The sequence below is a fragment of the Janthinobacterium aquaticum genome (assembly GCF_009208565.1).
Lineage (GTDB): Bacteria > Pseudomonadota > Gammaproteobacteria > Burkholderiales > Burkholderiaceae_D > Janthinobacterium.
Map to the genome: position 1 here is coordinate 241,823 of NZ_WFLK01000005.1, position 13,655 is coordinate 255,477.

At 62.0% G+C, this 13,655-nt stretch carries 17 protein-coding genes; 3 read left to right on the plus strand and 14 right to left on the minus strand.

What is annotated here, in order from left to right:
- Nucleotides 1-2 precede the first annotated feature (2 nt).
- The 3 genes from GCM43_RS10895 to GCM43_RS10905 all read right to left on the minus strand — a co-directional run bounded on the left by GCM43_RS10895 (nt 3) and on the right by GCM43_RS10905 (nt 1,748).
- Nucleotides 3-470: a carboxypeptidase regulatory-like domain-containing protein gene (locus tag GCM43_RS10895; RefSeq protein ID WP_152244100.1), complete on the minus strand. Its 468-nt coding sequence runs from the start codon at nt 468-470 to the stop codon at nt 3-5.
- A gap of 25 nt (nt 471-495) precedes the next feature.
- Nucleotides 496-687 (minus strand): YqaE/Pmp3 family membrane protein, encoded by a 192-nt coding sequence (locus tag GCM43_RS10900; RefSeq protein ID WP_152244102.1) that lies wholly within the window; start codon nt 685-687, stop codon nt 496-498.
- Between the two features lie 167 nt (nt 688-854).
- Nucleotides 855-1,748, minus strand: coding sequence for a LysR substrate-binding domain-containing protein (locus GCM43_RS10905; RefSeq protein ID WP_152244104.1), 894 nt, complete (start codon nt 1,746-1,748; stop codon nt 855-857).
- A gap of 141 nt (nt 1,749-1,889) precedes the next feature.
- On the opposite strand from GCM43_RS10905, the gene GCM43_RS10910 reads away from it, so the two are divergent.
- Both GCM43_RS10910 and GCM43_RS26560 read left to right on the plus strand, forming a co-directional pair.
- The gene (locus GCM43_RS10910; RefSeq protein ID WP_152244235.1) at nt 1,890-2,627 is read left to right on the plus strand and encodes a sulfite exporter TauE/SafE family protein; all 738 of its coding nucleotides are present in this window, start codon (nt 1,890-1,892) and stop codon (nt 2,625-2,627) included.
- A 74-nt stretch (nt 2,628-2,701) separates the two neighbouring features.
- Nucleotides 2,702-2,899 (plus strand): N-acetyltransferase, encoded by a 198-nt coding sequence (locus GCM43_RS26560; protein ID WP_413770947.1) that lies wholly within the window; start codon nt 2,702-2,704, stop codon nt 2,897-2,899.
- On the opposite strand, the gene GCM43_RS10920 is transcribed toward GCM43_RS26560, so the two are convergent.
- Both GCM43_RS10920 and pyrE read right to left on the minus strand, forming a co-directional pair.
- A complete protein-coding gene (locus GCM43_RS10920; protein WP_226929435.1) occupies nt 2,835-3,104 on the minus strand; it encodes a low molecular weight protein tyrosine phosphatase family protein in 270 nt (89 codons plus the stop codon). The genes GCM43_RS26560 and GCM43_RS10920 overlap by 65 nt on opposite strands.
- A 58-nt stretch (nt 3,105-3,162) precedes the next feature.
- A complete protein-coding gene (pyrE, locus tag GCM43_RS10925; protein ID WP_152244108.1) occupies nt 3,163-3,825 on the minus strand; it encodes an orotate phosphoribosyltransferase in 663 nt (220 codons plus the stop codon).
- Nucleotides 3,826-3,925: 100 nt separating this feature from the next.
- Between pyrE and GCM43_RS10930 the strand changes: the two genes are divergently transcribed.
- A complete protein-coding gene (locus tag GCM43_RS10930) occupies nt 3,926-4,702 on the plus strand; it encodes an exodeoxyribonuclease III (RefSeq protein WP_152244110.1) in 777 nt (258 codons plus the stop codon).
- 217 nt (nt 4,703-4,919) lie between these two features.
- Here the strand turns inward: GCM43_RS10930 and GCM43_RS10935 are convergent, their stop codons facing one another.
- From GCM43_RS10935 to gshA, 9 genes are all read right to left on the minus strand, one after another.
- Nucleotides 4,920-5,819 (minus strand): RluA family pseudouridine synthase, encoded by a 900-nt coding sequence (locus tag GCM43_RS10935; RefSeq protein ID WP_152244112.1) that lies wholly within the window; start codon nt 5,817-5,819, stop codon nt 4,920-4,922.
- Nucleotides 5,820-5,823: 4 nt separating this feature from the next.
- Nucleotides 5,824-6,732 (minus strand): M48 family metallopeptidase, encoded by a 909-nt coding sequence (locus tag GCM43_RS10940; RefSeq protein ID WP_152244114.1) that lies wholly within the window; start codon nt 6,730-6,732, stop codon nt 5,824-5,826.
- An 88-nt stretch (nt 6,733-6,820) separates the two neighbouring features.
- A complete protein-coding gene (gene metW, locus GCM43_RS10945) occupies nt 6,821-7,432 on the minus strand; it encodes a methionine biosynthesis protein MetW (protein WP_152244116.1) in 612 nt (203 codons plus the stop codon).
- Nucleotides 7,429-8,616 (minus strand): homoserine O-succinyltransferase MetX, encoded by a 1,188-nt coding sequence (gene metX, locus GCM43_RS10950; protein ID WP_152244118.1) that lies wholly within the window; start codon nt 8,614-8,616, stop codon nt 7,429-7,431. The genes metW and metX overlap by 4 nt, the downstream gene beginning before the upstream one ends.
- 135 nt (nt 8,617-8,751) lie before the next feature.
- Nucleotides 8,752-10,494, minus strand: a complete 1,743-nt coding sequence (gene ptsP, locus GCM43_RS10955; protein WP_152244120.1) for a phosphoenolpyruvate--protein phosphotransferase — start codon at nt 10,492-10,494, stop codon at nt 8,752-8,754.
- A 44-nt stretch (nt 10,495-10,538) separates the two neighbouring features.
- Nucleotides 10,539-10,808, minus strand: coding sequence for an HPr family phosphocarrier protein (locus tag GCM43_RS10960; protein WP_152244122.1), 270 nt, complete (start codon nt 10,806-10,808; stop codon nt 10,539-10,541).
- 51 nt (nt 10,809-10,859) lie between these two features.
- Nucleotides 10,860-11,264, minus strand: a complete 405-nt coding sequence (locus GCM43_RS10965) for a PTS sugar transporter subunit IIA (protein WP_152244239.1) — start codon at nt 11,262-11,264, stop codon at nt 10,860-10,862.
- 13 nt (nt 11,265-11,277) lie between these two features.
- Nucleotides 11,278-12,231, minus strand: coding sequence for a glutathione synthase (gshB, locus tag GCM43_RS10970; protein ID WP_152244124.1), 954 nt, complete (start codon nt 12,229-12,231; stop codon nt 11,278-11,280).
- An 86-nt stretch (nt 12,232-12,317) separates the two neighbouring features.
- Nucleotides 12,318-13,616, minus strand: a complete 1,299-nt coding sequence (gene gshA, locus GCM43_RS10975; RefSeq protein WP_152244126.1) for a glutamate--cysteine ligase — start codon at nt 13,614-13,616, stop codon at nt 12,318-12,320.
- Between the last annotated feature and the right edge of the window lie 39 nt (nt 13,617-13,655).

The following is a 13,655-nucleotide window of genomic DNA, read 5'->3' on the forward strand; positions in this document are numbered from 1 at the left end:
ACTTAGTTCTTGTTGGTACCGGCTGGCCAGACCAGTTCGAGGCGCGTCGAGGTACGCGCCTTGACCTGCACCTGCTGTTCGAGCACCTTGCCCGACAGCGTAGCATGCAGCTCATACGTGCCCGGCTCCAGCTTGACCAGCAGGTACGGTCCGCTGCCGGTCGTTTCCAGCACCACGGCGCCCTTGGCGTCACGCACTACCAGCGTGACGTTGGACGCATATTCGGCGCCTGCACCCGATTTGACGGAAAACACCAGGCTCAATGGCCACTGGCCGGCCACATTCTTGATCGCGGTCGATTCATCGATGCCGATGCCGCCACTCAGATACTCGATGCTGCCGCTGGTTTTAACGGCCGGCAGCGCGCTGTCCGCCTGCGCCAGTGCTGCCGTACCGTGCATCAATCCGGCAGCCAGCAAGCTCGCTGCCAACAGGGATACTGCACGCTTGCCATGATTTCGGTTTTGCATGTGAACCTCCTTTATCGATCAATGTTCAATAACGACGGGTAGCGTCGGCAATCTTCTGGTCGGTCTTGAACTGGCTCAGTGCATACACGGCCCAGATGGCGGCCGGCAGCCAGCCGATCAGAGTGACCTGCAGTATCAGGCAGATAATGCCGGCAATCGGACGGCCGATGGTGAAAAAAGTCAGCCACGGTAAGATCAGGGCAATCAGTAAACGCATGATGTTGTTCCTTATGTTCTGCCCCTGTGCCGCGGGGTCCGGCTGGTGCATCGGCTGCATCAAGCATGCCTTGCCGACGACTTTATCTGGAAACGATTATAGATGCATCAAGAAAGCGCGTTTGAGCGCTAGCGCACCAACGGCAGCGAAAGCCGGTCCAGGCGCTGCTAGGCCTTCAGATGCTCGATCAGCTGGCGCGCATACAGCGGCAATTCGCCAAACTGGCGTACGCAGATGGTCAGGTTGCGCACCGACCAGGGGTCGCTCAACTCCATGCAGCGCAGCGCCATCGTCTGCTGGCAACGCCGCGCCGCAGCCAGCGGCACCACGCTTACGCCCACGCCGCTGGCCACCATCCGGCAGACAGCGTCGAAACTGCGCAGGCGCACGCGCACCTTGAGCGGACGCCCGGCGCGCGCCGCATGCAGGCCCAGGTACTGCTGCATGGCGCTGTCGTCGGCCAGGCCGATAAAGTCGTGCTCGAGCACGCTGGCAAAATCGACCGTGCCCTGCTCGCCCAGCGCGCGGTGATGCACGCCGTCGGCAGCGGCAATCACCACCAGCCGGTCGGGCCGGAACAGAAAAGTCTGCAGGCCGCGCATGTCGACCGAGTCCGAGACGATCCCCATGTCGGCCAGCCCTTGCGAGACGGCCTTGACGATATCGTCGCTGAGGCGCTCTTCCAGATCCACTGAAATGTTCGGATGGCGGTCGAGAAAGGCGCCCAGCGCTTCGGGCAGGAATTCGCTGAGCGCCGCCGTATTGCACAACAGGCGCAACTGCCCTTTCAGGCCTTGGGCAAATTCGCCGAGTTCGCCGCGCATTTTTTCCATCTGCTGGCCCACCAGTCGAGCATGATGGAGCAGCGTCTGGCCCACCGGCGTCGCTTCCACGCCGCGCCGCCCGCGCAGCAGCAGCGGCATGCCCAGCGCCTGTTCCATGCCGCGCACGCGCGCACTGCCGGATGCCAGCGACAGATGGCTGCGTGCAGCGCCAGCCGTCAGACTGCCCGTTTCCACCACATGGATAAACAACTGCAGATCGACCAGATCAAAGCGCATGGCGCCTCCTTTCCGACCCATCATAACAGCCTGTGGATTTGGCAGAGTCTGGCTGCGCATCATCGCGCTTTGCAGTTCAATCATGCGCGCGCACAATCACCGCCTGTTCACTCTGATGGCAAGAACGTGCAAACATCCACCATGCTGGCAATCGGCGCCAGTTTTATGCTGGCAGGCTTTGTCAAAGGCGTAGTCGGCCTTGGCCTGCCTACCGTGGCCATGGGTCTGCTGAGCCTGGCCATGGCGCCGGTGCAGGCGGCCAGCCTGCTGATCGTGCCGTCGATGGTCACCAATATCTGGCAGTTGGCAGCCGGCCCGGCGCTGCGCGCCCTGCTGCGCCGACTGTGGCCGCTGCTGGCTGCCTGCATGGCGGGCACGGTAGCGGGCGGCATGCTGCTGCCGCTCGATGGCGGCGATGGTGGCCAGTGGCCGGTGGTGCTTCTGGGACTTGCCCTGATGGCTTATGCGCTGGCCGGCTGGTTTGCGCTGCGCCTGCAGGTGGCGCCACAGCACGAGGGCTGGCTAGCGCCCGTGATCGGCTTGTTGACCGGACTGGTCACGGCCGCCACCGGCGTGTTCGTGATTCCGGCCGTGCCCTATCTGCAGGGACTGGGACTGGCGCGCGACGAACTGGTGCAGGCGCTGGGCCTGGCGTTTACCGCTTCGACCATCGCGCTGGCCGCCAGCCTGGCGCTGCAGGGGCAATGGAGCATGGGCGCCGCCGGCGCCTCGGCCTGGGCGCTGCTGCCGGCGCTGGGCGGCATGCTGGCCGGCCAGTGGCTGCGCGCGCGCATCAGCCAGGATCTGTTCAGGAAGTGTTTTTTTGCCGGCCTGTTTGCACTGGGCCTGCATTCGGCGCTCAAGCCATGGCTGGCGTGATGGCCGCAAGGATCGAAGTGGCGCCATGGGGCGAGCATGCGCTGTCAGCCTCCATCGACGGCCAGCAGGTAGCCATGCTCGACTTCAGCGTCGACAACGGCCAGGCCACGCTCAATATGGTCTTCGTCAAGCCGCCGTTTCGCCATCTCGGGGTGGCCAGGGCGCTGCTGCGCGACGCCTTGCGACGCCATGCACAGGTACGCTGGCTTAATCGAGGCCGAGTATGGCTGCGACCGAAGCTTCCAGCTGCTCGACCAGTTCCGGCTGCATGAACTGGTAGTCGTCGGGAATGTCCAGCACATGGATGGTCTTGTGTTCGAGCAGGCGGCCGAACTGCGCGCGCAGGCGCGACTTGTGCTTTTCTTCCATCACGCAGATCACGTCGCACCAGGCCAGGTCGCCGGCGTTGACCGGGTGGCGCGCGTTCGGGCTGGTACCACCCGAACGCACGGCCATGCCCGGATGACGGCGGAACATGCGTTCAGCCGTCGGGCTGCGCCACTGGTTGCGGCTGCAGACAAACAGGACGTTGATATCAGATCCCGTAACGGCTGCGATAGGCCGAAACGGCGTCCTTGTGCTGCAGCAGATTCGGATCGGCACCGTCGCCATTGAGGTAGCCAAACAGGTCGTCCAGGTTGCCGATTGAAATGACCGGGATGCCGTATTGCTTGCTCACTTCCTGTACTGCCGAACTTGGCGAGAGCTGGCCGTCCGGGCCCGAACGCTCCATGCGGTCCAGCGCGATCAGCACGGCGCAAGGCTCGGCGCCTGCCGCACGGATCATGTCAACCGATTCGCGCACCGAAGTGCCGGCCGAGATCACGTCGTCGATAATGACGACCTTGCCCTGCAATTTGGCGCCCACGATGGTACCGCCTTCGCCGTGGTCTTTGGCTTCCTTGCGGTTGAAGGCAAACGAGGTGTTGCGGCCCTTGCCGGCCAGCGCCACGGCGGTAGCCGAGGCCAGCGTGATGCCCTTGTAGGCGGGGCCGAACAGCATGTCGAACTCGACGCCCGAATCGAGCAGGGTCTGCGCGTAGAACTGCGCCAGCTCGGCCAGCGTGGCGCCGTCATGAAACAGGCCTGCATTGAAAAAATACGGCGACTGGCGGCCGGCCTTGGTGGTGAACTCGCCGAAGCGCAAGACGCCCTTGGATACGGAAAACGCGATAAACTGCTGGCGTAAATTAGTCACATTGGCCTCATTTTTTTAAAGTGCCTGTATTTTAATCTGCGCGCTGCGGCGAGACAATCGCCGCGTTTGCCGCCCATCTGCATTCAATCTGTCTCCTCACATGCCAAAAATTATCTCCGCCAACCTCAATGGCATCCGCTCCGCCGCCAAAAAAGGCTTTTTCAACTGGATGGGCAAGCAAACGGCCGACTTCATCTGCGTGCAGGAACTTAAGGCACAACTGCCCGACATGACGCCAGAGTTTCTTAATCCGCACGGCTACCATGGCCACTTCCACTACGCCGAGAAAAAAGGCTATTCGGGCACCGGCGTGTACAGCAAGGTCGAGCCGGACGCCGTGCATATCGGTTTCGGCAGCCCGGAATTCGATGCCGAAGGGCGCTATGTGCGCTGCGACTTCGGCAACCTGTCGGTGATCTCGGTGTACTGCCCGTCCGGCTCGTCCGGCCCCGAGCGCCAGGAAGCCAAATTCCGTTTCATGGAACTGTTCCTGCCCCATCTGCTGATGCTCAAGGCCCTGGGCCGCGAAGTGGTGATCTGCGGCGACTGGAATATCGCCCACAACGAGATCGACCTGAAGAACTGGAAAGGCAACAAGAAAAATTCCGGCTTCCTGCCCGAGGAACGCGCCTGGCTCACGCGCGTGTTCGATGAAGTGGGCTTTGTCGACGTGCACCGTGGCCTGGACAAGCGCGAAGAACAATACACTTGGTGGAGCAACCGTGGCCAGGCTTACGCCAAGAACGTCGGCTGGCGCATCGATTACCATGTCGCCACCCCTGGCATCGCCGCGCAGGCCCATACCGTGAGCGTGTACAAGGACGAACGCTTTTCCGATCATGCGCCGCTGATTATCGATTACACCATCAGAACGTAATCGACATCATTATTGACACGTCTGCGGTGGTGTCGGGTTACGCGCTTCGCGCTAAGCCGGATTATTGATACGCCTGTGGTGATGTCGGGTTACGCGCTTCGCGCTAACCCGACCTACGTAACCGTGCGCAGTCATACCGTAGGTCGGATTAGGTGCGAAGCACCGTAATCCGACACCATTGTTGACACGTTTATGGTGGTGTCGGGTTCAGGCGGTTTTATCCCGCCCCGGTCAGCTCGCGCCGGCTGTCAAATCGCCGCAGCTCGCCTGTGAGTGGATCGGCAAACTCAATCGACCGCGCCAGCAGCTGCAAGGGCTGCGTCATGTCGTCCTGCTTGCACGGCAGCGCTACCGGATAGAAAGCGTCGTTGACGATGGGAATACCGAGCGAGGCCAGATGCACGCGCAACTGGTGCTTGCGGCCCGTATGCGGATGCAGGCGGTACAGCGCCAGCGCGCCGCGCAAGGCGATCAGTTCGACCAGGGTCTCGGAATTGGGCTCGCCCGCCTCCTCGCGCATAATGAAAAACTTGTCGCCATCGACCATGCGGCTGCGGTGCGTAAACGGAAAATCACGGCCCGGCAGCTGCGGCGCCAGCGCCTCGTAGACCTTGCGCACTTCGCGCCGCTGGAACAGCGTCTGGTAGGCGCCGCGGCTGGCCGGTTGGCGCGAAAACACCACCACGCCGGCCGTTTCGCGGTCGAGACGGTGGATTGGCGTCAGCTCCGGACAATCGAGTTTTTTCTTCAGCCGCGTGAGCAAAGTCTCCTGCACGAAGCGCCCGCCTGGCGTCATCGGCAGGAAATGCGGCTTGTCGGCCACCACCAGGTGGGCATCCTGGAACAATATCTGCTCCTGGAACGGAATCGGCGTTTCGTGCTCGACTTCACGGTAGTAGAAAATGCGCATGCCGCGCCGGAAAGGGCTGTGCGGCACCAGCTGCTCGCCCTCGCCGCTGACCACTTCGCCGCGCGCCATGCGGTCGCGCCACTGCGCCTCGCCGATCTGCGGGTAGCGCTCGAGCAGAAAACTGAGCAGGTCAGGCCAGCCGCCTTCGGGCAGCCACAGATAGCTGGCCGCCACGCCGTCGCGCATCGGCAAGGGTGCAGCGGCCATGGTCTTATCGGGCGGCGACGGTGTTGCTGCGATACGGCGGCAAGGCGTCGACGGACACGCCCTTGCTGCGCGCGTACAGCGGCAGCACCTGCGTCATGTGCTTGTTCATCTGCGAGATGCGGTCGCTGCCCGACGGGTGGGTCGACAGGAATTCCGGCGGCGCGCCTTTGCTGATGGCCGCCATTTTCTGCCACAGCACCACGCCGGCGCGCGGATCGAAACCGGCGCGCGCTGCCAGGTCCATGCCGATCAGGTCGGCCTCGCGTTCGTCGTCGCGCGAGAATTTCAGCATGGCGCCCTGCGCCGCCATATTGGTGACCGTGCTGGTGACGTTCGGGTCCACCCCCAACCAGGCCGACAGGCCGGCGCCGGCCAGCTTCGAGCCGATGGCGGCCAGGTTGCCCTTGCCGGCCTGCGCCTGCGAATGCTCGCGCAGCGCATGTGAAATTTCATGGCCCATGACGACGGCGACTTCATCATCGGTCAGATTAAGCTTGGTGATGATGCCGCTGTAAAAGGCGATCTGCCCGCCCGGCATGCAGAAAGCGTTGACCTGGTCCGAATTGAGCAGATTGATCTGCCAGTCCCAGTTGGCGGCCGCTTCGTTCCAGCGCGTGGCAAACGGAATAATGCGCTGGGCGATGGCGCGCAGGCGTTTGACCTGCGGGTCGCTGTCTGGCACCAGCGCGTTTTTCTGCTTGGCCTCGTTGACCAGCTGCGCATACTGCAGCTTGGACTGTTGATTGAAGTCCGTGCCGCCGGCAAAAATACGGCTGGTCGACAGCGGGCGCACCTTGATGCCATCCTGTACCACTGCCTGCTGGGCGGTGGCGGACAGGGGCGAGAAGATCGTGGCGGCGCACAGGCTCGCCATGACGGCGTAACGTTGCAGGGCGGGGCGGGTTTGTATCATGGTCAGACCTCCATGGACGATGTTGGACGGCGAAAAGCCGACGATGATAAACCATAAACGATCGGTCCCCGCACGCAAACCGCTTTCATCAATGCGCGGCCTTTTTGCGCAGCCTGAACACGGCAAGGTCGCCACGCAGATTGGGCAGCACGGACACCATCCTGCCTTCGGCCAGCGCCACGCAGTCAATCACTTCCAGGCCGCATTCCTCGGCCAGTTCGCGGAAGTCGTTGATGGTTGCGCAGCGCACGTTGGGCGTGTCGTACCATTGATACGGCAGCGATTTTGAGACCGGCATGCGGCCCTTGGCCAGCGCCAGCCGATGCGGCCAGTAGGCAAAGTTGGGAAACGAGACGATCGCCTCGGTGCCGACACGCACGATATCGCGTAGCAGCGGCTCGACCTGCTTCATCATCTGCAGCGAGGACAGGCACAGCACCGTGTCAAAGCTGTTGTCGCCAAAAATCGACAGGCCGTTTTCCATGTCCTGCTGGATCACGTTGACGCCACGGCGGGTGCTGGCCAGCACCTTGTCATCGGCAATCTCGATGCCGTAGCCGCTGCAGGCCTTGTCGCTTTGCAGATACTCGAGCATCACGCCGTCGCCGCAGCCCACGTCCAGCACATGCGCCGACTTCGGCACCCAGTGGGCGATAAAGGCCAGGTCGGGGCGCAGCGCGCTCAGTTCTTCGAAATTCATGCGGCCTCCCTGTTTGCCGGTTGCTGTGCCACCGCAGGAATGCCTGCGGCGATCTCGTTCCATACCTGCCCGTAGTAGGCGCGCACCATATTCATATAGCGCGCGTCCTCAAGCAGGAAAGCATCGTGGCCGTGCGGCGCATCGATCTCGGCATAGGTGACCTGGCGCCGGTTGCACACCAGCGCCTCGACGATTTCGCGGCTGCGCTCGGGCGAAAAACGCCAGTCGGTGGAAAACGAAGCGAGCAGGAATTTGGCGCGCGTGCCGGCCAGCGCCTTGGCCAGGTTGCCGCCATGCGCGCGCGCCGGATCGAAGTAATCGAGCGCCTTGGTAATCAACAGATAGGTATTGGCGTCGAAGTATTCGGAAAACTTGTCGCCCTGGTAGCGCAGATACGATTCGATTTCAAAGTCGATGCCGAAGCCGAATTTGTAGTCGCCCGTCTGCGCGGCATCGCGCAGCTTGCGGCCGAATTTTTCAGCCATGTCATCGTTCGACAGATACGTAATGTGGCCGACCATGCGCGCCACGCGCAGGCCGTTTTTCGGCACCACGCCATACTCGTAAAAGTCGCCGCCGCGATAATCGGGATCGGACAAAATCGCCTGGCGCGCCACATCGTTGAAGGCGATGTTCTGCGCCGACAGCTTGGCGGTCGAGGCGATCACCACGCAGTGGCGCAGGCGATCCGGATACTTGATGCTCCACGACAGCGCCTGCATGCCGCCCAGCGAGCCGCCCATCACGGCCGCAAACTGCGCGATGCCCAGCTGGTCGGCCAGGCGCGCCTGCGCGCTGACCCAGTCTTCCACCGTCACCACCGGGAAGGCAGCGCCATAGGGCTTGCCGGTGGCCGGATTGGTGTGCATCGGACCGGTCGAGCCGAAGCAGGAACCGAGGTTGTTGACGCCGATAACAAAGAATTTGTCGGTGTCGAGCGGCTTGCCGGGACCGACCATATTGTCCCACCAGCCGGTGCTTTTCGGCTGGTCGGCATACACGCCGGCCACATGGTGCGAGGCGTTCAGCGCGTGGCAGACCAGCACCGCGTTGGACTTGTCGGCGTTGAGGGTGCCGTAGGTTTCATACACCAGCATATAGTCGCGCAGCGAGGCGCCGCTCTGCAGCTGCAGGGGTTCCGCAAAATACATGGTTTGCGGTGAGACGATTCCAATCGATGACATGAGTGTGTCGGTTTATCAGAGGGGGGTTGGCCCCACGGGCCATGATCGATGCGGCGCCGCGATGATAGGCGCTGCAACTTGGAAGAAAAGCCCGTGTCTTGCCGCGCGCGACACCGGGCTTCTTCCAGCGCTAGTTTACATGAGCTGCAGCTGTTCGACTGCTTCGGCGATCACATTTGGCTCCATTGAGCGCATGATTTTGCGCATTTGTGGCGCAATTTGCGTCAGATCGCTGTTGAGGATCTCGTTTTTGACCGCCAGCAGCTGGGCCGGATGCATCGAGAACTCGCGCAGGCCCATGCCCAGCAACAATCGCGTGAGCTTGACGTCGCCCGCCATTTCACCACAGACGGCGACGTCAATGCCGGCCTTCTGTCCGGCCGCAATGGTCATCGAGATCAGCTGCAGCACGGCCGGATGCAGCGGGTTGTACAGGTGCGCCACTTCGTAGTCGACGCGGTCGATCGCCAGCGTGTACTGGATCAGGTCATTGGTGCCGATCGACAGGAAGTCCATGCGCTTGACGAACATCGGCAGCGCCAGCGCGGCGGCCGGGATCTCGATCATGGCGCCCACTTCCACGTCGTCGTCGAACTTGACGCCCTCCTCGCGCAGGCTGGCCTTGGCCTGGGCGATCATCGCCAGCGACTGGTCGATTTCAAACGCATGCGCCAGCATCGGGATCAAAATGCGTACCTTGCCGAAAGCCGAAGCGCGCAGGATGGCGCGCAGCTGCGTCAGGAACAGCTGCGGTTCGGCCAGGCAGTAGCGGATCGCGCGCAGGCCCAGCGCCGGATTGAGCGCCGTCTGGTCGGCCTGGTCGAGCGGCTTGTCGGCGCCGATATCGAGCGTGCGGATGGTGACCACGCGCCCCTTCATCGACACCACCGTATTGCGGTAGGCCTCGAACTGCTCGTCCTCGGACGGTATCTTGTGCGCCCGCCCCATGAACAGGAATTCGGAGCGGAACAGGCCCACGCCGCTGGCGCCGGACTCCAGCGCAAACGCACAGTCTTCGGGCAGTTCGATATTGGCCAGCAGCGTGACCGGCGTGCCGCATTTGGTCACGGCCCGGGTTTTTTTCAGCTTGCCGAGCTTTTTCTTGGCGTGCGCGAGCAGCGCCTGGCGCTCGCGGTACTGTTCCAGCACCAGCGTGCTGGGATTGGCAATGACCACGCCGGCATCGCCATCGATAATGAGCCAGTCGTCCTGCTCGATCAGGGTCGAGGCCTGCGACATGCCGACCGCCGCCGGGATATCGAGGCTGCGCGCGACGATGGCCGTATGCGAGTTCTGTCCGCCCATATCGGTAATGAAGCCAACAAAGGAGCGGTCGCGAAACTGCAGCATGTCGGCCGGCGAGATATCGTGCGCCACCACGATCATCTGCGCCATTTTCTCGTCTTCGGCCGCCACTACCGGCAGTCTCTGTTCGGTGCCCAGCAGGACTTTCAGCACCCGCTCGGCCACCTGCTCGATATCGGCCTTGCGTTCACGCAGGTAAGGGTCTTCGATTTCGTCAAACTGCGCCGACAGCTCATCGATCTGCGTCAGCAGCGCCCATTCGGCGTTGTAATGGCGCGAACGGATAATGTCGAGCGGCGCTTCGGAGATCATCGGGTCCGACAGGATCAATGCATGCACATCGATAAAGGCGCCCAGTTCAGTCGGCGCATCCTTGGGCAGGTCGTTCCACAGCGTCTGCAGTTCCTTGTGCACGGCGGCAATGGCGTTCTGCAAACGCTGTACTTCGGCTTCGATCTGCTCCTGGGCTACCAGGTAATGCTTGACGTCCAGCGCAGCCGGCGCCAGCAGATGGGCGCGGCCGATGGCGATGCCGCGCGAGACCGGAATGCCGTGGAGCGTGAAAGATGCCATGGGTTGACCTGTGGAGGGGCGGCTGCGGCTGCGTTCGACGGGCATTACTCGCCTTCGCCAAACCTGTCATTGATCAGAGCGCTCAAGGCGTCGACGCAAGCCTGCTCGTCGGCGCCATCGGCCTCCAGCGTCACCTTGGCGCCCTTGCCGGCTGCCAGCATCATCACGCCCATAATCGACTTGGCGTTGATGCGGCGCGCATTGCGGGTCAGCCAGACATCGCTCTTGAACTTGGCGGCCATTTGCGTAAATTTGGCCGATGCGCGTGCATGCAACCCCAGCTTGTTGATAATTTCGAGTTCTTTTTGAATCATTTTTATCTAGTCTCTATGCCTGAATTACGCTAATCGGTATGGCCTGCAACGCTATTGGCCCACCCTGATACGATTGTCGACCCGCACGGCGCCGCTCTGCGCGCCGGCCAGCGCCATTTCTACCACCACATCGAGCGTATCGCGGCGATACGTGATGGCGCGCAGCAGCATCGGCAGGCTGATGCCGGCGATCACTTCCACACGCCCCGCATCGGCCAGCTTGTTGCAGCAGTTCGACGGCGTGCCGCCCTTGACGTCGGTAATGACCAGCACGCCCGAACCATCGTCAAGGCGGCAGATGGCGGCCGAAGCGAGCTTCTGCACCTCGGCCAGGTCCTGGTCGGCCAGCACGTCGATGGCCTCGAAACGCTCGGTCGGCCCGCGAAACACGTGCGCGCAGGCGGCGATAAACGCCTGCCCGAGCGGTGCGTGGGTCATGAGCAATATCCCTACCATCATCTGTCTGCCTTTACGATTGCTTTGCCGCTATGCTGGCCTCGACGGCGTCGATAAACATGGCGGGTACATCAAAACCGGTCTGCTGCGTGATTTCCTGGAAGCAGGTCGGGCTGGTGACATTGACTTCCGTCAGATAGTCGCCAATCACATCCAATCCTACCAGCAACAGGCCACGGGCGGCCAGAATCGGCCCCAGCTTTTCTGCAATCTCCAGGTCGCGCGCCGTCAACGGCTGCGCCACGCCCAGGCCGCCGGCAGCCAGGTTGCCGCGCACTTCCGTGCCCTGTGGAATGCGCGCCAGCGAAAACGGCACCGGCTTGCCGCCGATCACCAGGATGCGCTTGTCGCCCTTGACGATATCGGCAATAAAACGCTGCGCCATGATCGTTTGCGTGCCATTGACCGACAGCGTCTCGATAATCGCACCCAGGTTGAGCGCATCGGCCTTGACGCGGAAGATGCCGGTGCCGCCCATGCCGTCGAGCGGCTTGAAAATCACATCCTGGTGCTTGGAGTGGAAGGCGCGCAGGCGCGCTTCGTTCGACGTGACCAGGGTGGGCGAGGTGAATTCCGAAAATTGCGCAATGGCCAGTTTTTCATTGTTGTCGCGGATTGCCGACGGGCGATTGATCACATGCGCGCCCTGCTTTTCGGCCAGCTCCAGCAGATAGGTGCCGTACACATATTCCATGTCGAACGGCGGGTCCTTGCGCTCGATAATGGCGTCAAACACGGTCAGGCGCACTTCCTCGCTCGACACCACCTTGTACCAGTCGTGCTCGTCGCCGGTCAGTTCGATCTGCTTGACCAGCGCCGTGACGATGCCTTCTTCCAGCGCCATGTCTTTTTGTTCGAACGCATACACGGCGTGGCCGCGGCGGGCCGCTTCGCGCATCATGGAAAAGGTGGAATCTTTGTAGGTCTTGAAGCCTGCCAGCGGGTCGGCAAGGAATGCAATTTTCATGAATCGGTCCAGTCGGAATACTTTTGGGAATGCCTGATTCTAGCCGAGATCGGCGGGCGCGGCTGAGCGGCGCCCGTCGTGACCGCTCAATACACTTCGGGGTTGGGATCGGTGCGTTCCATTTCCAGCGACGCGGCCAGCAGGGCCAGACGCGCCACCACGCCGTACACATAGAAACGGTTGGGCGCCGCCGTGCCCGGCTTGGCCTTCAGATCCGGCACGGCATGCTGCTGGGCAAACGCCAGCGGCACGTATTGCGAGCCCGGCGCGTTGAGGTTCTGGTCCACGCCCTTTTCGGCATGCACGCGGTAGAAGCCGCCCACCACATAGCGATCGATCATGTAGACCACCGGCTCGGCCACCGCCTCCTTGATGCTTTCAAAGGTCGGCACGCCTTCCTGGATAATCACGTCGGTGACCACCTTGCCGTCCTTGACGATGGACATGCGGTCGCGCTGCTTGCGCGACAAATCGCGCACTTCACTGGCGTCGCGCACGGTCATGATGCCGGTGCCATAGGTGCCGGCATCGGGCTTGACGATCACGAACGGCTTTTCCTTGATGCCGTATTCCTTGTACTTCTTGCGGATCTTGGCCAGCAGCACGTCGACGCTGGCGGCCAGCGCGTCTTCGCCCTCGCCTTCCTGGAAATTGATGTCGCTGCACTTGGCGTGGAAGGGATTGAGCATCCACGGATCGACATCGATCATCTTGCCGAACTTTTTCACCACTTCATCGTAGGCCGTGTAGTGATTGCTCTTGCGGCGCAAGGCCCAGCCCGCATGCAGCGGCGGCAACAGGCTTTGCTCATGAATATTTTGCAAAATATCGGGGATGCCATCCGACAGGTCGTTATTGAGCAGGATGGTGCACGGATCGAAGTCCTTCAGGCCCAGGCGGCGGCCATTGTTCAGGCGTACCAGCGGTTCGATCACCAGCATATTGCCGTCAGGCAGCGCCAGTGGCGTCGGCTGGGTAATCTCGGGCGACCATGAGCCGAAGCGCACATGCAGCCCGGTCTGGCGGAAGATCTGCATCAGGCGCGCCACGTTCTGCAGGTACTGCGGCGTGGTGTTGTGCAATTCCGGCACGATCAGCAGGTTGCGGGCATCCGGGCAATACTTGTCGATCGCGGCCATGGCGGCCTGTACCGACAGCGGCAGCATTTCAGTGGCCAGGTTATGGAAGCCGCCAGGGAACAGATTGGTGTCGACCGGGGCCAGCTTGTAGCCGGCATTGCGCAAATCGACCGAGCAATAGAATGGCGGCGTATGCTCCTGCCACTCCATGCGGAACCAGCGCTCAATGGCCGGCGTGGCGGCCAGGATCTTTTTTTCGAGGTCGAGCAGCGGTCCGGTCAGGGCCGTGACGAGATGGGGAACCATAGTTACATCCTTAAATTATGTGCAGTATTTAGAAAAAGC